General features: G+C 58.9%; 22 protein-coding genes and 1 tRNA gene. 6 read left to right on the top strand and 17 right to left on the bottom strand.

Going from position 1 to position 22021, the window contains the following annotated elements; genetic code table 11:
• Position 1: 1 nt before the first annotated feature.
• From JQF37_RS04335 to dapA, 7 genes are all read right to left on the bottom strand, one after another.
• On the bottom strand, positions 2 to 2221 hold the full coding sequence (locus JQF37_RS04335) for an EAL domain-containing protein (RefSeq protein WP_130208590.1): 2220 nt from the start codon (positions 2219 to 2221) through the stop codon (positions 2 to 4).
• A gap of 169 nt (positions 2222 to 2390) precedes the next feature.
• On the bottom strand, positions 2391 to 2702 hold the full coding sequence (locus JQF37_RS04330) for a hypothetical protein (protein WP_130208592.1): 312 nt from the start codon (positions 2700 to 2702) through the stop codon (positions 2391 to 2393).
• A 341-nt stretch (positions 2703 to 3043) separates the two neighbouring features.
• Positions 3044 to 3133 (bottom strand) — tRNA-Ser (locus JQF37_RS04325).
• 83 nt (positions 3134 to 3216) lie between these two features.
• The gene (purC, locus tag JQF37_RS04320) at positions 3217 to 3930 is read right to left on the bottom strand and encodes a phosphoribosylaminoimidazolesuccinocarboxamide synthase (protein WP_090467683.1); all 714 of its coding nucleotides are present in this window, start codon (positions 3928 to 3930) and stop codon (positions 3217 to 3219) included.
• 28 nt (positions 3931 to 3958) lie between these two features.
• Positions 3959 to 4717 carry an MBL fold metallo-hydrolase gene (locus tag JQF37_RS04315; RefSeq protein WP_047526792.1) on the bottom strand — a complete coding sequence of 253 codons (759 nt, stop codon included), beginning with the start codon at positions 4715 to 4717 and terminating at the stop codon, positions 3959 to 3961.
• A 4-nt stretch (positions 4718 to 4721) separates the two neighbouring features.
• Positions 4722 to 5837 (bottom strand): outer membrane protein assembly factor BamC, encoded by a 1116-nt coding sequence (gene bamC / locus JQF37_RS04310; protein ID WP_130208594.1) that lies wholly within the window; start codon positions 5835 to 5837, stop codon positions 4722 to 4724.
• 17 nt (positions 5838 to 5854) lie between these two features.
• Complete coding sequence (dapA, locus tag JQF37_RS04305; protein ID WP_130208596.1) at positions 5855 to 6733, bottom strand: 4-hydroxy-tetrahydrodipicolinate synthase; 879 nt, start codon at positions 6731 to 6733, stop codon at positions 5855 to 5857.
• 327 nt (positions 6734 to 7060) lie between these two features.
• Here dapA and JQF37_RS04300 point away from each other — a divergent pair, with 327 nt between their 5' ends.
• Together JQF37_RS04300 and JQF37_RS04295 are read left to right on the top strand one after the other, a co-directional pair.
• Positions 7061 to 7621: a glycine cleavage system protein R gene (locus tag JQF37_RS04300; protein WP_047526789.1), complete on the top strand. Its 561-nt coding sequence runs from the start codon at positions 7061 to 7063 to the stop codon at positions 7619 to 7621.
• Between the two features lie 10 nt (positions 7622 to 7631).
• Positions 7632 to 8105: a peroxiredoxin gene (locus JQF37_RS04295; RefSeq protein WP_130208598.1), complete on the top strand. Its 474-nt coding sequence runs from the start codon at positions 7632 to 7634 to the stop codon at positions 8103 to 8105.
• 75 nt (positions 8106 to 8180) lie between these two features.
• Here the strand turns inward: JQF37_RS04295 and JQF37_RS04290 are convergent, their stop codons facing one another.
• Positions 8181 to 9251 (bottom strand): AI-2E family transporter, encoded by a 1071-nt coding sequence (locus JQF37_RS04290; RefSeq protein ID WP_130208600.1) that lies wholly within the window; start codon positions 9249 to 9251, stop codon positions 8181 to 8183.
• A 31-nt stretch (positions 9252 to 9282) separates the two neighbouring features.
• Positions 9283 to 9522: a sulfurtransferase TusA family protein gene (locus JQF37_RS04285; protein WP_090317445.1), complete on the bottom strand. Its 240-nt coding sequence runs from the start codon at positions 9520 to 9522 to the stop codon at positions 9283 to 9285.
• A 98-nt stretch (positions 9523 to 9620) separates the two neighbouring features.
• Here JQF37_RS04285 and JQF37_RS04280 point away from each other — a divergent pair, with 98 nt between their 5' ends.
• Positions 9621 to 11054, top strand: coding sequence for a M48 family metalloprotease (locus JQF37_RS04280; protein WP_047526783.1), 1434 nt, complete (start codon positions 9621 to 9623; stop codon positions 11052 to 11054).
• A gap of 71 nt (positions 11055 to 11125) precedes the next feature.
• Here JQF37_RS04280 and JQF37_RS04275 read toward each other — a convergent pair whose 3' ends face one another.
• From JQF37_RS04275 to rpoE, 4 genes are all read right to left on the bottom strand, one after another.
• The gene (locus JQF37_RS04275; protein WP_130208602.1) at positions 11126 to 12556 is read right to left on the bottom strand and encodes a DegQ family serine endoprotease; all 1431 of its coding nucleotides are present in this window, start codon (positions 12554 to 12556) and stop codon (positions 11126 to 11128) included.
• Between the two features lie 176 nt (positions 12557 to 12732).
• Entirely contained in the window at positions 12733 to 13692 is a 960-nt protein-coding gene (locus tag JQF37_RS04270) for a MucB/RseB C-terminal domain-containing protein (RefSeq protein WP_130208604.1), read from the bottom strand.
• An 8-nt stretch (positions 13693 to 13700) separates the two neighbouring features.
• Complete coding sequence (locus JQF37_RS04265) at positions 13701 to 14288, bottom strand: RseA family anti-sigma factor (protein ID WP_130208606.1); 588 nt, start codon at positions 14286 to 14288, stop codon at positions 13701 to 13703.
• 31 nt (positions 14289 to 14319) lie between these two features.
• Positions 14320 to 14901 carry an RNA polymerase sigma factor RpoE gene (gene rpoE / locus JQF37_RS04260; protein ID WP_003172477.1) on the bottom strand — a complete coding sequence of 194 codons (582 nt, stop codon included), beginning with the start codon at positions 14899 to 14901 and terminating at the stop codon, positions 14320 to 14322.
• Positions 14902 to 15459: 558 nt separating this feature from the next.
• Between rpoE and nadB the strand changes: the two genes are divergently transcribed.
• A complete protein-coding gene (gene nadB / locus JQF37_RS04255; RefSeq protein WP_130208608.1) occupies positions 15460 to 17076 on the top strand; it encodes an L-aspartate oxidase in 1617 nt (538 codons plus the stop codon).
• Here the strand turns inward: nadB and JQF37_RS04250 are convergent.
• Entirely contained in the window at positions 17045 to 17497 is a 453-nt protein-coding gene (locus JQF37_RS04250) for a protein YgfX (RefSeq protein ID WP_130208610.1), read from the bottom strand. The genes nadB and JQF37_RS04250 overlap by 32 nt on opposite strands.
• Complete coding sequence (locus JQF37_RS04245) at positions 17481 to 17735, bottom strand: succinate dehydrogenase assembly factor 2 (protein ID WP_007898624.1); 255 nt, start codon at positions 17733 to 17735, stop codon at positions 17481 to 17483. The genes JQF37_RS04250 and JQF37_RS04245 overlap by 17 nt, the downstream gene beginning before the upstream one ends.
• Before the next feature lie 149 nt (positions 17736 to 17884).
• Between JQF37_RS04245 and JQF37_RS04240 the strand changes: the two genes are divergently transcribed.
• Together JQF37_RS04240 and JQF37_RS04235 are read left to right on the top strand one after the other, a co-directional pair.
• The gene (locus JQF37_RS04240) at positions 17885 to 18826 is read left to right on the top strand and encodes a folate-binding protein YgfZ (RefSeq protein WP_130208612.1); all 942 of its coding nucleotides are present in this window, start codon (positions 17885 to 17887) and stop codon (positions 18824 to 18826) included.
• Positions 18827 to 18861: 35 nt separating this feature from the next.
• A complete protein-coding gene (locus JQF37_RS04235; protein ID WP_130208614.1) occupies positions 18862 to 19683 on the top strand; it encodes an HDOD domain-containing protein in 822 nt (273 codons plus the stop codon).
• A 55-nt stretch (positions 19684 to 19738) separates the two neighbouring features.
• Here JQF37_RS04235 and JQF37_RS04230 read toward each other — a convergent pair whose 3' ends face one another.
• The gene (locus JQF37_RS04230) at positions 19739 to 21127 is read right to left on the bottom strand and encodes a sensor histidine kinase (RefSeq protein WP_047526754.1); all 1389 of its coding nucleotides are present in this window, start codon (positions 21125 to 21127) and stop codon (positions 19739 to 19741) included.
• Positions 21120 to 21791, bottom strand: coding sequence for a response regulator (locus JQF37_RS04225; RefSeq protein ID WP_130208616.1), 672 nt, complete (start codon positions 21789 to 21791; stop codon positions 21120 to 21122). The genes JQF37_RS04230 and JQF37_RS04225 overlap by 8 nt, the downstream gene beginning before the upstream one ends.
• Positions 21792 to 22021 lie beyond the last annotated feature (230 nt).

Here is a 22021-nt window from a genome sequence, read left to right as displayed (position 1 = left end):
CTTACAGCAATGGACATCCAAGCCCCTCGAAACAGTCTTCCCCGCTGAACAACCGTTGCATCTGCGCAGCAGGTCGTGGTCGGCTAAACCAGTAGCCTTGGGCGTAGTGGCAGCCTTCACTGACCACAAAGTCGAGTTGTGCCGGGCTCTCGATGCCCTCGGCCACGACCTCCAGGCCAAGACTACGGCCGAGGCCGATGATCGCCTGACTGATCGAGCTCTGTTTGTTGTCGGACGGGATGCCGCCGATGAAGCTTTTATCCAGCTTGAGGATGTGCAGTGGAAAGCGGGTGAGATAACCGAGCGAGGAGTAACCGGTGCCAAAATCGTCCAGCGCCAACAACACGCCAAGGCTGGCCAATTCGTTCAGACAGGCCAATGTGTCCAGATCGTCATGCATCAGTTGGCTTTCAGTAATCTCCAGGATCAGGCTGGCCGGTGGCAGGCCGCTTTCACGCAGGATGTCGATCACCCGGAGGATGAAGTCGGCCTGTTGCAACTGAAGGCTGGAAATGTTCACCGAACAGCGCAGATGGCCATGTCCGGCCAGTTGCCACAGGCGGGTCTGTTGGCAGGCCTGGCGCAATACCCATTCGCCGACGCGGATGATTTCCCCCGACTCTTCCAGCGCCGGGATGAACTCCAGTGGCGAGATCAAGCGTTCGCCATGACGCCACCGCACCAGCGCTTCGACCCCGGACATGAGGGGCGCCCCCTGCTCAAGACGATAGATCGGCTGGTAGTGCAGTTCGAATTCATTGTGTTGCAGCGCCTGGCCCAGGGCGGACTCCAGTTCCAGATGGTGCTGTGCGGTGTCTTGCAACGCTTCGCTGTAGTGGGCGAACCGCGCCTTGCCGGCAGACTTGGCTCTGTAGAGGGCAAGGTCGGCGGCCTGCAAGACATCCAGCGCTTTGCCGTGATCGTGCAATGGGGCGATGCCGATACTGGCGCTGACCACCAGGACACGACCGTCCATGTGCAGCGGCTGATGCAGGTTGTCGAGAATGCGTTGGGATATTTGCTCGGCGTCGCGTTCGCAGGAGAGTTCATGAAGCAATACGATGAATTCATCTCCGCCGAAGCGGAATAGCTGATCGCTGGGGCGCAGAGCGTCTCTCAAGCGCTGTGCCACTTCTACCAGCACACGATCACCGACGTTGTGACCGAGGCTATCGTTGATCAACTTGAAGCGGTCGAGGTCGATGAACAGCAGCGCCTCGTGAGCACCTCCCTTGCGCCGCGTCATGAAGGTTTTCTGCATTTGCTCGTCAAGGCGCATACGGTTGGCAAGGCCGGTCAGCGGATCATGGTGGGCGGCATGATTGAGCCGCTGCTCGGCGTCCTTGCGTGCACTGATATCCGACTGTGAGCCAGCCATGCGTAGCTGGCCTGCTGTCGTGACTTCGGCGACCCCTCGCACCAGTACCCAAATATAGCCACCGTTGTTTTGGCGGATGCGGTACTCGTGATGGAGAGAAGGTGTCTGCCCTTGTATGTGGGCATCGATGGCCTGGCGAAACTCCGGCAGGTCGTCCGGATGCACGCGACCGAACCAACTGGCACTGCTCTCGCCGATGCTGTCGCGGCTGAGGTCGAGCATGCTGGCCCAGCGCTCTGAAACGTACAGCCGATCCTGATCGACATGCCAATCCCAGATTCCGTCGTTGGCACCGCGCAGCGCACGGGCGAAGCGAGCCTCACTATCCTCCAGAGCCTTGTGCTGAGCCGCGCTGTAGGTGTCGATGGCCAAGGTCATGTCGAAGAACACCGCCTTCAACAGACTCGAATAGAGCGTGGCGTTTTGACTGTCGCCGAACACGCTTTTAAGCATGTCGTCCAGGTAAAGACGGTAGCTACCGAGGTACCACTTCAACTCCAGGCCGACTTGTTGGTGAATCACGCCGATGCGCAGACGGCCGTTGACGTAGGTGTCATCGTAGGGCCCGCCCCACAAACACTGGTAATACTCGACCTGGCTGAGCTTCAAACGTGCGGTGACCTCCGGCGCACGAAGTAACGCAGACGGCGTGGAGAAGTTCGCCAGGTGACGGTACAAATGATCGACGAAAGCCTGCTGAGCCGGGGCCATGTGCTGAGCTGCTGCACCGAGTCGCTCGGCATCTTCGGCACTCCAGTCGAGAAAGCGAAAGCGTTCGACAACTTCTTCGTGATCGAGACGGATACGCCTGAGCAACTCCTCCAGATCTTTTGTCACCTTCATTCGCAGACCCCTGTGTTGTAAAGATTCCTTTCTGTTAACAAAAAAAAACGCCGCGACACCGAGTTCTGGTCAAGAACGGGTGTCACGGCGCTTCGTCTTTCAGGCCCATTGTCCTGCACGGCAAAGCCGGTTCCCGCATTAGGCGGAACCTACTAATGGCATATTTACATCATTCTGTACTGTCTGACAATTTATCCAGCAATGCAACCAGGCGCCGCCGTAGCAGCCCCAGTTCGCGAGATTTGAAGGCGTGTCGAGTCTGCTCCAAAACCTCGGTCGCATCCAACAAAGCAGCCTGAACCAGCCCGGCTGACGCCAATTGCGCCTCACCGAGCCAGCGGCAAAACGGCACGGCACTGCAATGACTCGGAGCGCTCAGCACTTCGCAATCCGGTGCTATATGAACCAGCAATTGGCGCAATTGATCGGCTAGTTCAAGGTCGTTGCAGATAATTCGGGTTGTCTGGCTGGAATCGTTCATCAAACTGCATCCCCACAAGGTTGATGCGCTGTTTACAACACAGTCCTTGGCGTTTTATTGATTCAAATCAATGGCGAAACCGATCCCATGGATTTTCCACCTGCCATGAAACTCATCACTATTCCTTCCCGTCTCGGATGCCTGGAGGGGAGACTGCAGAATTCGTAAAAATAGGACAGGGTCAGTGGCATCTCGGTGACTGGATCAATTTGGTGTCGGCGACAACAGACATCCGCCTTTGATCGAAAAACACTGCGCCATCCAGGGTAATGGGCCGAGATTTTTTTCAGAAACGCAGAAACGAAAAAGCCCTGAATAATCAGGGCTTTTTCGTAAAGGTATGGCGGAGAGATAGGGATTCGAACCCTAGGTACCGGTGAAGGTACAACGGATTTCGAATCCGTCCCATTCGGCCACTCTGGCATCTCTCCAACGGCGCGCATCATAACAACACTTTCGCCGGAAGCGAACCCCCTAAGCGAAATTTTTCCGTGCTATCAGATGCTTGCGTCGATTAAAGCGGTACACCCAGACGATTGGCGACTTCTTCGTAGGCTTCGATGACGTCACCGAGGCCCTGACGGAAGCGGTCCTTGTCCATTTTCTTGCCGGTCGCCTTGTCCCACAGACGGCAGCCGTCCGGGCTGAATTCGTCGCCCAGGACGATGGTGCCGTCGTGGAACACGCCGAATTCGAGTTTGAAGTCGACCAGCAGCAGACCTGCGTCGTCGAACAACTTGCTCAGCACTTCGTTGACCTTGAGCGACAGTTCTTTCATCCGAACCAGTTGCTCAGCCGTCCCCCAACCGAACGCCACGACGTGGGATTCGTTGATGAACGGGTCGCCCTTGGCGTCGTCCTTCAGGAACAGTTCGAAGGTGTAAGGGTTGAGCTTCATGCCCTCTTCCACGCCCAGGCGCTTGACCAGGCTGCCAGCGGCGTAGTTACGCACGACGCACTCGACCGGGATCATGTCCAGCTTCTTGACCAGGCACTCGTTGTCGCTCAGCAGTTTGTCGAACTGGGTCGGCACGCCGGCTGCTTCGAGTTTCTGCATGATGAAGGCGTTGAACTTGTTGTTCACCATGCCTTTGCGGTCGAGCTGCTCGATGCGCTTGCCGTCGAACGCCGAAGTGTCGTTGCGAAACAGCAGGATCAAACGGTTAGCGTCGTCGGTCTTGTAAACCGACTTGGCTTTGCCGCGGTAGAGTTCTTCACGTTTTTCCATGATGGGCTCCGCTTGGTAAGTAGATGGGCTAGGCGATGTGTCGCCAGTCGAGCCCTGAATCTTGATCGGCCAGTTGCAGCCAGTCCGGGTCGCACCCAAGGGTGTCGACAAAACATTGCCGGGCCAGCTGCGGCAAGTTGTTCTTGCTGCTCAGGTGGGCCAGGACCAGGTGTTGCAGGTCTTTCCAGCCCAACTCGGCCACCAGAAATGCCGCCTGATGGTTGTTCAAATGTCCCAGTTCGCCGCCTACCCGCTGCTTCAGAAAGTACGGGTAGTGACCGCGAGCCAGCATGTCACGGCAGTGGTTGGCCTCGATCATCAACGCATCGAGATCCCGATAGCCGTCCAGCACCTTGTTGCAGTACGAGCCCAGGTCGGTCAACAGGCCGAAGCGTCGCTGACCGTCGCTGAACACGTATTGCGTCGGTTCCTGCGCATCATGGGCCACGGCAATGACACCGATGCTCAAGTCGCCGACTTGCAGTTGTTCGCCATCCGCCAGGAAGCCCGCGGGTTCAATCGGCTTGCGCATCCCGCGCAAGGTCCCGCGACTGAGGTAGACAGGCAGATTGTAGCGCCGAGACAGCAAACCCACGCCATGCACGTGGTCGGCATGTTCGTGGGTCACGAGTATCGCGCTCAGCTGCGCAGGGTTCACACCCAGGCGCAGCAGGCGTTTTTCGGTTTCCCGCAGGGAGAAACCACAATCCACCAGCACGTACGTATCAGCACTGGCTATCAGCGTGCCGTTCCCTTGGCTACCGCTGCCGAGAACGGCAAAACGCATGTGATCAGCCCAGGTTGTCCTGAATCACGCTCAACACTTTGCGCGCTACATCAGCAGGCGCCACAGTATTGATGTTTTTCTCGACGGTGACCTGAACACTGTCGCCCACCTTGCTCAGGCGAACCTGATAACGCTCGGCACGGGCTTCAAGCTGTTCCTTGTCTGGCTTGCTGCCGAACAGACCACTGAAGAAACCTGGCTTGTCGTCCTTCTTCTCGGCTTTTTCCGCCAGGTTGATGTAGTACAGGCCCAGGCTGCGGTTGATGTCTTCAACGCGCCATTCGCCCTGTTCCAACGCACGACCGACGCTCGACCAGGCACGGTCCAGGTCCGAACCGACGTTCAGGACAGGGTTGCCGCTGCCATCAACGCTCAGGCTGACACGGCTTGGCGTGTCGAAGTCACGGGAGGCCAGCATGGAGACCGAACCGCCCTTCTCCGAGATGCGGCTCATGCTCGCGAGCATGTCGTCGACCAGTGCCGCGTCCAGGCCAGTATTGACCGAACGGTTGGTGAAGGCGACGTCGGCGGTGCTGCCGGCAGGACGCTCGGCGGTGACCACGTAGACTTCACTGGTGTTGCGTTGCACGCCCGGTTCGATACGCACACGGGCACGGATTTCGCTGTCGGTGCCGACACCGGCTGCGCTCAGGCGCTTGGCCATGGCGGCGGACAGTTCGTCAGAGTGTTGCCAGGTCGTGGTGAACTCGCCGGTCTGCGGGCGCTGCTCGTCCAGACGGAAACCGTTGTCCTGGAAGAACTGCACGGCCACTGGCCAGGCTTCGGCCGGCGGATTCTGTGCCAGGATCCAGTGCGAGTCACCGCTCTTCTGCAGGGAGTAGGCGCTGGCATCGGCAATGGCCGACAACGGCTGCGGCCGAGGCACGATGTATTCGCCCTTGGCGGTGTCGTCCGCTACGTTACGCGGGATCGGCAACAGCGGATCCAGACGCTTGGAGGTGCTGATATCCGGCGGCAGTTGCATCGGTGCAGTCTGTTGCGCTTGCAGGTAATCGCTACCACGGTCACGGAAATAACCTTCCGGGCCCCAGATCCATCCACAGCCACTGGTGCTGGAGATGATCAAGGCAAGTGCGGAAAGTCCGGCCAATCGCTTCATGCGTAATGCTTCCTCAATTAAACCAGAACGCCGGACTGGCGCATGGCCTGCCGCAGCGGTTCGTGACATTCGGCGCTGAGCCAGGTGAGCGGCAGACGGATGCCTTCCGGCATCAGGCCCATCTCATGCAGCGCCCATTTCACAGGGATAGGGTTGGATTCGATAAACAGGGTTTTATTGAGCGGCATCAGCTTTTCATGGATGGCGCGCGCCTTGTCAGCCTCGCCATTCAGCGCGGCGATGCACAGGTCGGCCATTTCGCGCGGTGCAACGTTGGCAGTGACCGAAATATTGCCCTTGCCGCCCAGCAGGATCAGCTCGACTGCGGTGGCATCGTCACCGGAGAGCACCAGGAAATCGCTGCTGACACCGTCGATGATGGCTTTGGCACGCTTGAGGTCGCCGGTGGCTTCCTTGATGCCGATGATGTTCTTGACGGTCGACAGACGGATCACGGTTTCAGCCTGCATGTCGCAAGCGGTACGTCCGGGCACGTTATAGAGGATCTGCGGGATATCGACGGCTTCGGCGATCGCCTTGAAGTGCTGGTACAAGCCTTCCTGGGTCGGCTTGTTGTAGTACGGAGTGACCAGCAGGCAGGCATCGGCGCCGGCGGTCTTCGCGTTGGTGGTCAGCTCGATGGCTTCACGGGTCGAGTTGGCGCCGGTACCGGCGATCACCGGAATGCGGCCATTGACCTGCTTCACTACGCGACGGATGACTTCGATGTGTTCGCTCACATCAAGAGTGGCCGACTCACCTGTTGTACCGACCGCCACGATGGCGTGGGTGCCGTTTTGCAGGTGAAAGTCCACCAGTTTGCTCAGACTGTCCCAGTCGAGACGACCCTGTGCATCCATGGGTGTGACCAGTGCCACCATACTGCCCGCAATCATGCAACCGCTCCTGCCGGAAAAAGAGAGCGGTAATGGTACTGGCGCCAAGATGCTTGTACAAGCGAAGTACTGCGCTGCTGCCATTCCCCTGAGCGTCGCTTTTCGCTACCCTTCAGACTTTGATCGATACTGACAAGCTCGTACGTCGGGTTTAAGCCTCCATTTTCGGCATCACAAGCCCCAATCCAGCGTTGCGGCCCCTCGCTCTTGCCATTGTGGAGCACGTTGCAACCTGTGCCTCGGGCTTTCTGAATTCGCATCCGCTGGCTCGCCCTGCTAAAACAAGCCGACAGAAGTATTGACCGCTCATCGCTTTAGGAATGCTGCATGTCCACCCCCACAGTTCGCGAACAATTCCTTGTCATCAGTGCCCTTGGCGCCAACCCCATGGAGCTGACTAACGTCCTGTGCCGCGCCAGCCATGAAAATCGCTGCGCCGTGGTTACTTCACGCCTGACACGCCACGGCGAGTGCAGTGCGCTGATCCTCGAAGTCTCCGGCAGCTGGGACGCCCTGGCACGCCTGGAAGGCAGCCTGCCCGTGCTGGCGAAACGGCACGCGTTCACCGTCAATGTAGTGCGCAGCGCAGCCCTGGAGAATCGTCCACAGGCCCTGCCCTACGTTGCATACGTCAGCTCGGCCTACCGCTCGGACATCGTCAACGAGTTGTGCCAGTTCTTCATGGACCACAACGTCGAGCTGGAAAACCTGACTTGCGACACCTATCAGGCTCCGCAGACCGGCGGCACCATGCTCAACGCCACGTTTACCGTGACCTTGCCGGCCGGCGTGCAGATCAGTTGGTTGCGCGATCAATTCCTGGACTTCGCCGACGCGCTGAACCTGGATGCCCTGATCGAACCGTGGCGCCCACAAAACCCAATGTAAGGAAGCTCTCATGGCCGTTGCCATCGACCAACCGGTTGCCGACTTCGAAGCACCCGCCACCGGCGGACAGACCGTCAGCCTCGCAGCCCTCAAAGGCAAGCAGGTGGTGATCTACTTCTACCCGAAGGACAGCACGCCAGGCTGCACCACCCAGGGCCAGGGCTTTCGCGATCAACTGGACGCCTTTAAAGCGGCGAACACCGAGGTCTTCGGCGTATCCCGTGACAGCCTCAAATCCCATGAGAACTTCAAGGCCAAACAGGCATTCACCTTCGAGCTGATCAGCGACAAGGAAGAAGCGCTTTGCCAGCAGTTCGACGTGATCAAGCTGAAAAAACTCTACGGCAAGGAATACATGGGCGTGGATCGCAGCACGTTCCTGATCGACAAGAACGGTGTGTTGCGCCAGGAATGGCGTGGCGTGAAGGTACCGGGGCATGTTGATGCGGTTTTGGCCGCTGCCCAGGCGCTGAACAAGGCTTGATTGTTTGACGCCGGCGCCGGCGCTTTCACTGTTAAACCAGCGGAAGCGCCTTGGCGCCAACAGAAAATTCGGCCATTAAAGCAGAGGCGCCACCACAGGTTCCTTGCGCGGCCAGGCATCCAGCACAGCCTTGAACAGGGTCGCCAGGGGAATCGCAAAGAACACCCCCCAGAAGCCCCACAGGCCACCAAACAACAGCACCGCGCAAATGATCGCCACCGGGTGCAGGTTGACCGCCTCCGAAAACAACAACGGCACCAGCACGTTTCCATCCAGGACCTGGATGATGCCGTAGACCGCCATCAAATAGATGAACTGATCGCTCCAGCCCCACTGGAACAACGCAATCAGCAGCACCGGCACGGTGACCACCACGGCCCCGACATAGGGCACCACCACCGAAACACCCACCAACAGCGCCAGCAGCGCCGCGTAATTGAGCCCCAGCACGACGAAACCGATGTAGGTCGCGCCACCGCAGATGACGATTTCGATGACCTTGCCGCGAATGTAGTTGGCGATTTGCCGGTTCATCTCGTGGGCGACACGGGTGATCAACGCACGCTCACGAGGCAAGTAACCGCGCACCCACAAACCAATCATTTCCCGGTCCTTGAGAAAGAAAAACACCAGAATCGGCACCAACACCAGATAGATCATGATATTGACCAGCAGCGGCAGGCTCGACAGCGAGAACGTCAGCGCCCACTGGCCGAACTTGCCAATCTCGCCCCGCGCCACCTCAATCGCCTGCAGCACCTGTTCGTCAGATACCAGATGCGGATAGCGTTCCGGTAGCAGCAACAACAGTGACTGCCACTTGGCGAGCATTCCGGGCAACTCGTTGAACAGCGTGATCAACTGATGCCAGAGCAACGGCACCACAACCACGATGAACACCAGCAGCACTCCCATGAACAACGCAAAGACCAAACCCACCGCAACCCCACCAGGTATACGAAGGCGTTCGAGGGTCACCACCAGGCCCTGCATCAAGTAGGCCAGCACCATCCCGGCCAGCACCGGCGCAAGCATGCCGCCCAGCGTGAGCACGGCGGTGAACGCCAGGAACAGCAGGACGGCCAGAACCACGGCTTCTTCATCAGAGAAATAGCGCTGAATCCAGTCGCGCAACACCTTGAACATTAGTAATCCTTAAGAACAAACACAGCAGGTTTCAGGCTTTTTTCAACCAGTACTGGTAAACGCCCGCTTCATCCTCTTCGCGAAGCAACGTATGACCGGCCAATCGGGCAAAGGTGCGGAAGTCGCGCTGTGAACCCGCATCGGTGGCAATCACCTTGAGCACTGCGCCACTGGCCATCCGGTTGAGTTCCATCTTGGCCTTGAGCAACGGCAACGGGCAATTCAAGCCACTGGCGTCCAGTTCAACGTCATGGGCTACAGCGTCGGTCATTGCATCACTCCTGGTCAGATGGTCGAGCTGCCTAGAATATCTGGTCGCGGCGCTGGTGTCCGGCTACAGTAAGGTCTTTGTCGACTAAGGCTTTGTGCATGACTTTTTTGCGCCCTACCCTGCTGACGCTTGCTTGCCTGCTTGCCTCGCCAGGCTTCGCCGACGACCTGCCGTCACTCGGCGACGCCAGCTCTGCCATTGTCTCGCCGCAGCAGGAATACCAGTTGGGCCGTGCATGGCTGGCACTGTTGCGCAGCCAGGTGTCGCAGCTCAACGACCCGCAGCTCAAAGACTACGTGGAATCCAGCGTTTACCGACTGGTCGAGACCAGCCAGGTCAATGACCGGCGCCTGGAGTTCATCCTGATCAACAGCCCCCAGCTCAACGCCTTCGCCGCCCCGGGGGGGATTGTCGGGGTGAACGGCGGCCTGTTCCTCAACGCCCAGACCGAAGGTGAATACGCCTCGGTACTGGCTCACGAATTGGCTCACTTGTCACAACGTCACTTTGCCCGTGGCGTCGAAGCCCAACAGCGCATGCAAGTCCCCATGATGGCCGCCCTGCTGGCAGGTATCGTGATTGCTGCGGCCGGTGCCGGCGACGCCGGTATCGCGGCCATTGCGGGTACGCAGGCGGCAGCGATTCAGGAACAGCGCCGGTTTTCGCGCCAGAACGAGCAGGAAGCCGACCGTATCGGCATCCTCAATCTGGAAAAAGCCGGCTACGACCCGCGCTCGATGCCGACCATGTTCGAGCGCTTGGGGCGTCAGTATCGTTATGACGCCAAGCCACCGGAATTCCTGCTGACTCACCCGGTCACCGAATCGCGGATCGCCGACACCCGCAACCGTGCCGAACAGGCACCGAAGGGCGGTATCGAAGACAGCCTGCGCTATCAACTGATTCGCGCACGGGTCCAGTTGTTCTATGAAGAAACCCCGGGCTTGGGTGCCAAGCGTTTCCGCGCCGAGCTGGATGAAAATCCGAAAAGCGATGTCGCTCGCTACGGCCTGGCCATCGCCCAGATCAAGGGCGGCCAATTGAACGAAGCACGGGAAAATCTCAAGCCACTGCTGGCGAAGTCGCCGAACGAGCTCATCTATAACCTCGCTCAGGTCGATCTGGACATCACCAACAACCGCCTGCCGGACGCTCAATCCCGAGTTGACCGCATGCTGACGCAGTACCCAGGCAATTACCCGCTGAATCAGGTGCGCGTCGACCTGTTGCTGAAACAGAACCGTGCCGCCGACGCCGAAAAGGCACTCGAAGGCCTGCTCAAGTCGCGACCGGATGATCCGGACGTGTGGTATCAGGTTGCCGAGACGCGCGGTCTGTCAGGCAACATCATCGGTCTGCATCAGGCACGCGCCGAGTATTTCGCGCTTGTAGGCGACTATAAACAGGCCATCCAGCAACTGGATTTTGCCAAGCGCAAGGCTGGCAGCAACTTCCCGCTGTCGTCACGCATCGATGCGCGCCAGCGTGAGCTGATGGAGCAGGAACGCATGATCAAGGACATGATGGGCTGAGTGTCCGATAAATTTCAGACACAAAAAAACCGCCTCTTTCGAGGCGGTTTTTCATTCAGTTTACAACCGGATTATTCAGCCAGTTTGAAGGTGATGAAGCTGGCGCGACCTTGACGCAGAACCCGCATCGACACCGAACGGTTTTTCGGCAACGACTTCGCGATCTCGGTGAATTGCTTGGTCGATTCGATGGCCTGATTGTTCAGGTGAGTAATGACGTCTCCTGGCTGCAAGCCAATCATCGAAGCAGGACCCTCCTGGACTTCCTTGATCACCACGCCGCCTTTGAGGTCGAAGGTTTTTTTCTGCTCATCCGTCAGCTCAACCACGGAAACACCCAGGCGATTACTGCTGCGCTCAATGCTCGATTTGGGCAGGCTGTCCAGCTCTTTGCCTTCCTCAGGAATGGCGCCGACAGTCAGCTCGACGTTCTGGCGCTTACCGTCGCGAATCACCTCCAGCTTAGCCTTGGAGCCAGCTTTCAATGCGCCCACAAGGTGCGGCAGATCGGCAGACATGACGATCGGTTGACCGTTCATGCTCAGGATAACGTCACCGACTTGCAGACCACCCTTGGCAGCCGGGCCATCGTCCTGGATCTGAGCAACCAGCGCACCGGCCGGTTTCTCCAGACCGAACGACTCGGCCAGATCCTTGTTCACTTCCTGAATCACGACACCCAACCAGCCGCGGCTCACTTTGCCGCCGCTTTTCAGCTGATTGGAAACGTCCATGGCCACATCGATAGGGATTGCGAACGAAACGCCCATGAAGCCGCCGGAACGGGTATAGATCTGCGAGTTGATCCCGACCACTTCACCGTTGAGGTTGAACAGCGGACCACCGGAGTTGCCCGGGTTGATCGGCACGTCGGTCTGGATGAACGGCACGTAGTTTTCGTTTGGCAGGCTACGACCGACGGCGCTGACGATACCTTGGGTCACGGTATGGTCAAAGCCGAATGGCGAACCGATTGCCACGACCCACTGGCCAGCCTTCAAATCCTGGGACTTGCCCAGTTTCAAGACCGGCAGATCCTTGCCTTCGATTTTCAGCAGCGCCACGTCGGAACGCGGGTCGGTACCGACCAGTTTGGCTTTCATTTCACTGCGGTCGGACAGACGCACGAGAATTTCGTCGGCATCGGCGATCACATGATTGTTGGTGAGGATGTAGCCATCAGGCGAAATGATGAAACCCGAACCCAGGGATTGGGCTTCACGCTGACGATCGCCCCGCGGTGAACGAGGCTGCTGCGGCATGCCCCGCTCGAAGAACTCGCGAAGCGCCGGCGGCAAGCCTTCCAGGTCAGGCATATCCTGGATCGACACTTTGCGGTCCGGCAGTTTTTGCGTGGTACTGATGTTGACCACCGCAGGCGATGCCTGTTCGACCAGCTGCGTGAAATCAGGCAATTCGACCGCTTGAGCAGCGACCGCCTGACCGAGCACCAGCACGGTGGCAAAAATGGAGAGGTAAGACTTCAAGCGTGGTATCGACATACGGCTCCCGTTACGACGAGCATGGTTAAGCGATATGGATCAAGGAACACCGAGAAAGATACGCCGGTATTTTTGTTCCGGGAACAACAAACAAGGCCAGAGCCGAGGGCTCTGACTTAAAAAAAATTCACTGGATTTTGCAAATTGAAATGTTCACGAAACATTTCGAGCTCAGCTCACTGCTTGGTTGCAGCGGCGTCACTGCGCATGGAAAGCGCAATGCGCTCAGCAGTGCCGACCGGAATTTCGCCGACGACCGTGACCATCATTCCGCCTTGCGGGGTGGTCAGGCTTCGGGAAACGGCAACGGTGGGTCCCAGCTGCGTACGGGTGTCAGTGACTGTCGCGCCGTTCAACGGCTCCAGGAACACCGAAAAACGCGCCAGACCATCGTCATACATCAAGCTGTTGATCTGGTTCTTGGTTTCCGGATCCTTGCGGGCCGAGCTGCTGATCAACTCGAAACCGGGTGGCAACCAGTCCGAATGCCAGGTTTGAGCCGCCTTCACAGAGGAAGCCTTGTCACTCTCGAGGTTGACCACCTTGCAATCTGCGCCTGGCTGCAACTCGGCGTCAGAAGGGACATCGGCGGTATCCAGTTGCGTAAACTGGAATCGTTCCAGCAACTGTCCTTTGTCATTCAGTAGCAATGACTTGAGAGGCAGGCCGGTTTCTTTATCCAGATGCAGTTCAAAACCATAGCGGTGTTGATCACGAGGCGTCAGTGAAACGATCACCGCCGGTCGACCGGCCACGCGCGACTTGCCGATGACAGCAAGGTCATACCAATTCTTGAGCTTTTGAGGATCGAGGGCTCGAGCGGGAGAGTTCGGGGAATCCCCCAGCCCGGCTATCAGGATGCCGCTGACGCATTGAGTATGCCCGTCAATGCGGACAACTTCCTGCGCGGAGCCATCCTGCTGGAGCAGGCGTTCGTGGACCTTGCCCTCCTGGACGCGGTGCCAGATCTTATGGGTAGAAAAACTACCGTTACGCTCGTAGACAAAAGTACCCTGAAAGCTGTGCTGCTGCTCGGCCTGACCAAGACGGGTCAACCAGTCCTGGGCTTCATCGGCGTGGGCTGGAACAACGAACCAGCCACCCAGCAGAAGCGTAAGTAGAGGTATGGCGCGCATGATCCTCCTTAACGGTTTTCCAGGCTTGCTGCACGAGCGTAAGGCAGAGCGCTCTCGGTACCTTTCATTGCAGCCTGTTGAGCATGTTGACGCAAGTAGCCCGGCAGACGCTGATCGTGCCAGCCTGGTTGACCTTGCAATACGCCATTGGCCATGGGACCAGTAGCTTCCGAACTCTCATTGTAGCCTGCCAAAACGGCTGGGCCTTTAACTTGAGGAGCAATCAGGTTCTGCTGACTGGATTGCTGAGCCAGCTCGACGCCTGCGATCTCGTCCTGATTGTACAGACGAACACCCGCCAGTACGGCAAGGGTTACCGAAGCCGCTACAGCCAGACGACCCAGGCTGCGCCATGGTCCGCGGGAGGCTTTAGCCGGCACGGCTTCATCAGCCAGAGCGGCGGATACGGCCGCAGCGATATCCAGGCGTGGAAGCAGCAGATCCTTGTGCATCACTGCCCGAGCGATTTGATAACGAGCCCAGGTTTCACGGGTTTCAACATCGTCACAGGCATTCAGTACCCGACGCAATTCCAACTCGTCCGCTTCGTTATCCATCACTGCGGACAGCGATTCCTGCAGGGCTTCACGACTCATGGCGTTCCTCTCTTGGCTGTCGCCGCTGTCTTCAGTTTTCCTGCAACAATGGCTGCAGGGCTTTATCGATGGCCTCCCGGGCGCGGAAAATCCGGGAGCGCACGGTACCGACCGGGCATTGCATAACGCTCGCAATGTCCTCGTAACTCAGACCATCGAATTCACGTAAAGTTAAAGCCGTACGCAAATCTTCTGGCAGTTGCTGAATGGTTCGATGGACGGTGCCTTCGATCTCATCCCGCAGCAAAGCTCGTTCTGGCGACTCGAGATCCTTGAGGCCATGATCGCCATCGTAGAACTCTGCATCCTCGGAACTGACATCGCTATCCGGCGGCCGACGGCCGCGTGAAACCAGATAGTTTTTCGCCGTGTTGATGGCGATGCGGTAAAGCCACGTGTAAAACGCACTGTCCCCGCGAAAATTTCCAAGTGCACGGTACGCCTTGATAAAGGCTTCCTGTGCCACGTCCTGGGCTTCATGGGTGTCGTGCACAAAACGCACGATCAACCCGAGAATTTTGTGCTGGTACTTCAGCACTAGCAGATCGAAAGCACGCTTGTCGCCACGCTGAACGCGCTCGACCAGTTGCTGATCCTCTTCCTGGGTTAGCATGAACACTCCTCGATAAGCTCGAAGGAGGCTTGCATAACTAAACGACCGGACTTGCAAACATAGACTCGGGCTTTTCGCAAAAGTTCTCCCCCTCCAGGCAAGTTTCCTGCGGGCACTGATTCGGCACGCACGAAAAGCGCAGCGCGAGATGACCCGGCTGCGCAAATAATCTTGTCATCGGATTCGCTGGCAAGGATCCAACTGCTGATCCTGCGCTGAAGCCGACACTGTCCCTTGATTCAGGCAACCGTCTATTGATCTTGGGCCTTTGGCAAAAGTTCCAAATATTTATAGCCGTGCCGAACCGACATTGTGCGACTGTGAATGGAAAAAGACTGTTAAATCCGCGATACAGTTCACTTGTCGCCGAATCGACTGAAAAAACATCCGACGAAGCGTCAAGTCTTTTCTGTCACGGTAGTTTCACAATGCCATATAGGCACGGGTATTGTGCCGCTCCCCCTCTCTATATACTAGTGGGCTGCGCGGCTGCCTGACTCGCCTGTCCAGATGTCTGGCGCCTACCCCGACCCGGGTCGCTTTGAGCGGAATCCTGAAATGAGCCAACAGTTTCAACACGATGTTCTGGTAATTGGCAGCGGCGCTGCCGGCTTGAGCCTTGCGCTGACCTTGCCCGGTCATTTGCGCATCGCCGTACTGAGCAAAGGCGACCTCGCCAATGGCTCGACCTTCTGGGCGCAAGGCGGTGTTGCCGCGGTACTCGACGACACCGACACCGTCGAGTCCCACGTCGATGACACCCTTAATGCTGGCGGCGGCCTGTGCCATGAGGACGCCGTGCGCTTTACCGTCGAACACAGTAAGGAAGCGATTCAATGGCTGATCGATCAGGGCGTGCCATTTACCCGCGATGAGCAATCAGGCACTGAAGATGGCGGATTCGAGTTTCACCTGACTCGCGAAGGCGGTCACAGCCACCGGCGCATCATCCATGCCGCCGATGCCACGGGCGCTGCGATTTTCAGGACGCTGCTCGCCCAGGCCAAGCAACGGCCGAACATCGAGTTGCTCGAACAGCGGGTAGCCGTCGATCTGATCACCGAAAAACGCCTGGGCCTCGAAGGCGATCGCTGCCTGGGCGCCTACGTGCTCAATCGCGGCACCGGCGAAGTCGACACCTACGGCGCACGCTTCGTGATTCTTGCCTCCGGCGGCGCGGCCAAAGTCTATCTCTATACCAGCAACCCCGACGGCGCCTGCGGTGACGGCATCGCCATGGCCTGGCGTTCCGGCTGCCGGGTGGCGAACCTGGAGTTCAACCAGTTCCACCCAACGTGCCTGTATCACCCGCAAGCCAAGAGTTTCCTGATCACCGAAGCCCTGCGCGGCGAAGGTGCACACCTGAAACTGCCCAATGGCGAGCGTTTCATGCAGCGCTTCGATCCACGGGCCGAACTGGCGCCACGGGACATTGTCGCCCGGGCGATCGACCATGAAATGAAAAGGCTTGGCATCGATTGTGTCTATCTGGACATCAGCCACAAGTCCGAAGATTTCATCAAGACGCACTTCCCGACCGTGTACGAGCGCTGCCTCGAGTTTTCCATCGACATCACCAAGCAACCCATTCCGGTGGTTCCCGCGGCGCACTACACCTGTGGCGGCGTGATGGTCGACCAGCAAGGTCGCACCGACGTGCCAGGGCTGTATGCGATTGGCGAGACCAGCTTTACCGGCCTGCATGGTGCCAACCGCATGGCCAGTAACTCGCTGCTGGAGTGCTTCGTGTATGCGCGCTCAGCGGCGGCGGACATCCTGGAGCAATTGCCGAACGTTTCGGCCCCCGCCGACCTGCCGGTCTGGGACGCGAGCCAGGTGACCGACTCCGATGAGGACGTGATCATTGCGCACAACTGGGATGAACTACGGCGATTCATGTGGGATTACGTGGGTATCGTGCGCACCAACAAGCGCCTGCAACGGGCCCAGCACCGGGTGCGTCTGCTGCTGGATGAAATCGACGAGTTCTACAGCAACTACAAGGTCAGCCGGGACTTGATCGAATTGCGCAACCTGGCCCAGGTGGCCGAGTTGATGATTCGCTCAGCCATGGAACGCAAGGAAAGTCGTGGCCTGCATTACACGCTGGACTATCCGAAGATGCTGCCGGTCGCGCTGGACACTATTCTGGTGCCGTCCACCTACGCCGGCTGAACTTGAGTCGAACCCGCAGGCGTCGGTGCAGATCCGCCGCCTGCGAATCCCGGGGCACGCAAACAGACCGGATGCGACGCTCACCCTGCAGACGAACCCGCAGCAACACCACCAAAGGCAGCGCGATGCTGTCCGGACGAAGCTGCACCGCTTGCCATCCCGCCGCCCGGCTCCACAACTGCCAGCCATCGGCATCGCGACGCAAGCCGCGAAAGGCCTGCGCGTGGGTCAGCAGAATCTGGCGTGGCAATGCCCAAACGGCGTGCAGCAGGCAGCAAAAGGCGCCGAACAGACTGGCCCAAAGTGGAATAGAGAGAAGATAAAGCGAACCCAGCGCGAACAGCTGGGCCAACAGATACGCCGCCAGCAACTGCCGTGAGGCATGCCAGCGGCATTCGAAACCGTTACTTGGGCTGAACACGGTCCAGAATCATGCGGACCATGCGTTGAAGCTCCGGGTCTTCCGATTCGGCGCGTTCCATGAACCAGCCGAACATGTCCTGATCTTCGCATTCGAGCAACCTGACGTAGCAGGCGCGATCAACCTCGTTGAGGTGCGGATAAACCTCTTTGACAAACGGCACCAGCAACACGTCAAGCTCAAGCATGCCGCGGCGGCTGTGCCAGTAGAGGCGATTCAGTTCAACATCTTCGACCATGGAGCGCTCCTCAAATAGGCCGCAAGTATACAGCCCCGCGCCCCGTAGAACAGTCGGCTTTGGTCGGGCACCGACGATCCTTTGTGAACTACCCATTTCAACAGCGCCCCCTTATCATGTCCGCCAGATTCTTTACCCTGCGATGACCCATGGCCGATTCTGCTTTTTTCTGCACGCTGTCTCATGAAGGTGTTCTGGCGGTCCGCGGCGCGGACGCCGGCAAGTTCCTGCAAGGCCAATTGACCTGCAACCTCAATTACCTGAGCGATACCCAGGCCAGCCTCGGCGCGCGTTGCACGCAGAAGGGCCGGATGCAGTCGAGTTTCCGCATTCTGCTCGAAGGTGACGGCGTGCTCATGGCCATGGCCAGCGAATTGCTGGAACCGCAACTGGCCGACCTGAAAAAATACGCCGTATTTTCCAAGTCCAAACTGACCGACGAAAGCGCTGCCTGGGTCCGCTTCGGCATTGATCATGGCGATGCCGCGCTCGTCAGCCTCGGCCTTGAACTGCCGTCGGAAACCGACCGGGTGGTGCGCAATGACGGGCTGATCGCCATTCGTGTTTCACCCGATCGCGCCGAACTCTGGGTCAGCGCCGATCAAGCCGACGCGGTCAAGGGCAAGCTGTCCGCCCTGCTCGCCGAAGGCGATCTGAATCAATGGCTGCTGGGCCAGATCCGCGCAGGGATCGGCCAGGTGATGCCGGGCACCCGCGAGCTGTTTATCCCGCAGATGCTCAACCTGCAGGCTGTTGGAGGCGTGAGCTTCAAGAAAGGTTGCTACACCGGCCAGGAAATCGTCGCGCGGATGCAGTACCTGGGCAAACTCAAGCGCCGCCTGTATCGCCTGCAACTGGACACCCGCGAACTGCCTGAACCCGGCACCCAGCTGTTTTCCCCGAGCCATGGCAGTTCAATCGGCGAAGTGGTACTGGCCGCCCATGGCGAACAACAGATTGAACTGCTGGCGGTGCTGCAAGCCGAAGCGGCGGAGTCCGGCGACATTCACGTCGGCGCGCTCGACGGCCCTGCCTTGCACTTGCTCGATCTGCCTTATCAACTGGACCGCGACCGCGAAATCCAGCGTTAACCGCAGTACTTTTTTGCGACACCAAGAGAACAGAAATGAGTGAGCTGGCGGAAAAGGTCCAAAGGGATTTGGTTGAGGCCATCGATAACGATGACCTGGTTCTGCCAACACTTCCGGAAGTGGCACTGCAGATTCGCAAGGCGGCAGAGGACCCTGAAGTCAGTATCAGCGCCCTGAGCAAGGTCATTGGCCGCGATACCGCGCTGTCGGCGCGCCTGATCAAAGTGGTCAATAGCCCGCTGCTGCGCGCGACCCAGGAAGTTACCGAGTTGCACACGGCCGTCACTCGCCTGGGCATCAACTACAGCAGTAACCTGGCCATCGGCCTGGTGATGGAACAGATCTTCCATGCCCGCTCCGAGGTGGTGGAACAGAAAATGCGTGAAGTCTGGCGCAAGAGCCTGGAAATCGCCGGTGTCAGCTATGCGTTGTGTCGCCACTACACCCAGCTCAAGCCCGATCAGGCAGCCCTTGGCGGGCTGGTGCATCAAATCGGCGTCCTGCCGATCCTGACTTACGCCGAAGATCACTATGATCTGTTGTCCGACCCGGTCAGTCTCAACCATGTGATCGACCATATCCATCCGCTGCTCGGCGACAAATTGCTCAGGGTCTGGGAGTTTCCGGACATGCTGGTGCAGGTGCCGAGGCTGTACCTGAACTTCAAGCGACAGTCTGACCAGATCGATTATGTTGATCTGGTGCAGGTGGCCAGCCTGTACTGCTGCAAAGACACCGACCACCCGTTTGCCTGCATCGACCCCTTCAGCGTGCCAGCCTTCAACAAGCTTGGGATCGATTACGACAACAAGGCCCTGTGCGCCGATCTGGAAGAATCACGCTCGATGTTTTATTAAGCATCAATGCAATTCCTGTGGCGAGGGAGCTGGCTCCCTCGCTCAAATGTTCTACTCACTCCCCGGCAATAAAACTCACCCGCACTTTCAACCCCGCGTGCTCGCCATCATGCAGGCTGATCTGCGCCAGGTGCGCGCGGCAGATCTCGCCGACAATCGCCAGGCCCAACCCGGACCCGGCCACCTGCTGGTTACGTCGGTAAAACCGTTCGAACACGCGATCACGCTCATCCAGCGGAATGCCCGGTCCATCGTCCTCAACCTCCAGCACCGCCGGTGCCGAGACTCGCAAAATCACGTTGCCGCCCGGTGGCGTATGGGCCAACGCGTTATCCACCAGGTTGCTCAACAGTTCGTTGAGCAAGGTAGGCTCACCCCGCATCCACACCGGCTCGTCCGCTTCCAGCGCCAGCGCCACGCCGCGCTTGTGGGCCAGTGGCGCCATGGCCATGCCCAGGTCACGCGCCAGTTGACTGAGATCGAGCAGCTGCGCGCCGCCCTCGGCAATCGCCCGGGCGCCATTTTCGACCCGCGCCAGGGAGAGCAATTGATTGGCCAGATGGGTCAAGCGATCAGTGCCCTGGGCGGCGGTTTCCAGCGTACTGCGCCAGGTTTGCGGTTCGCTTGAACGCAGGCCCAGTTCCAGCCGCGCCTTGAGCGCCGCCAAGGGGGTGCGCAGTTCGTGGGCGGCATCGGCGATGAATTGCGCCTGGCGCTCGAACTGCCCGCGCAGGCGTTCGGTGAAGTGATTGAGCGCACGCACCAGCGGCCACAACTCATGCTGCACTTCCACCAACGGCAATGGCCGCAGGTCATCCGGCTGGCGTTCCTCCACCGCCGAGCGCAAGCGCTCCAGCGGGCGCAGTGCGGCACTGACCGCAAACCACACCACCATCAGCGCACCAATGGCCAGCATACCCAGACGCAGCAACGTGTCAGTCGCCAGGCTGCGAGCCATGCTGACGCGCGCCTCGTCGGTTTCCGCCACGCGAATTTCCGCCATGCCATTCATGTTCGGTTCGCTGACCGGTTTGAGCAAACTCACCACGCGCACGTTCTGCCCTCGATAGGTCGCGTTGTAAAAACGCGCCAACGCCGGATAGTCATCGGTGCGGGGTGTCCCCGGTGGGGGTGGCGGAAGGTTTTCGTAACCGGAAATCAGCTTCTGATTGATATCGTTGACCAGATAAAAAATCCGCCCGGCACTGTCATAAGCGAACGTATCGAGCGCCACGTAAGGCACGTCGGCGCTCAGCGTGCCGTCGCGCTGGGTCACGCCCGCCGCGATGGTCCGGGCCGAAGCGAGCAATGTCCGGTCATACGCGGTGTCGGCCGCTTCGCGACCATTCCAGTAGGCACTCAAACCACTGGCCAGCATCAACACCACCAACAACAGCGCCAGGTTCCACAGCAACCGCCAGCGCAGGCTGCTGGGCTTATGCATCGCGGCTTTCCAGCAAATAACCGAGGCCACGAAAGGTCACGATGGCAACCGGCTGACCGTCGAGCTTCTTGCGCAAGCGATGTATGTAGATTTCGATGGCGTCGGGGCTGGCTTCCTCGTCGAGGCCAAATACCTGGGAGGCCAATTGCTCCTTGCTCATCACCCGGCCGGGACGGGCGATCAAGGCTTCGAGCACGGCTTGTTCACGGGAGGTCAGGGTCAGCAGTTCTTCGCCGAGGGTGAAGCGCCGGGTTTCCAGGTCATAGGCCAGCACCCCGCAACGCTGGATGCGTTCACCGCCCAGCACACTGCGGCGAAGCAAGGCTTTGACCCGGGCTTCGAGTTCGGTGAGCTCAAAAGGTTTGGCCAGGTAGTCGTCGGCCCCCAGATTCAGCCCATGGACCCGATCCTTGACGTCGCTGCGCGCGGTCAGCATCAACACCGGCAGGTTCTTGCCCCGTGCGCGCAAACGCGCCAACACCTCGAAACCATCCATGCGCGGCAGGCCGACATCGAGGATCGCCATGGCGTATTCCTCGCTGCCCAGCGCCAGGTCGGCGGCCACGCCGTCGTGCAGCACATCCACGGTCAACCCGGTGCTCTTGAGCGCCTGGGCGACACTCTCGGCGAGCTGCAGATGGTCTTCGACGAGCAGGACACGCATGGATTTTCACCTCATTCAGGGATGGTCGACGCCATTCTTTGGCGCGGAGTTTACAGCCGCAACCGCCGCTGTGAAGCCCGTAAACCGTGAAAGTCAGCTGAAAGGTTAACGAAAGGTTAGCCCGTTACAGTCAAGCCACGGACAGTTTCGACTGCCGTCGCTGCCGCCACACAGCGATACGAAAAACGCCCTGAAGCGTTTTCGACCAATAAGAACAATAAACGGAGTCA

The organism is Pseudomonas sp. MIL9, assembly GCF_016887925.1.
In the GTDB taxonomy this organism is placed as follows: domain Bacteria; phylum Pseudomonadota; class Gammaproteobacteria; order Pseudomonadales; family Pseudomonadaceae; genus Aquipseudomonas; species Aquipseudomonas mohnii.
Note: the sequence above shows the minus strand (reverse complement) of the source record. Positions and strands in the feature narration are given on the sequence as shown.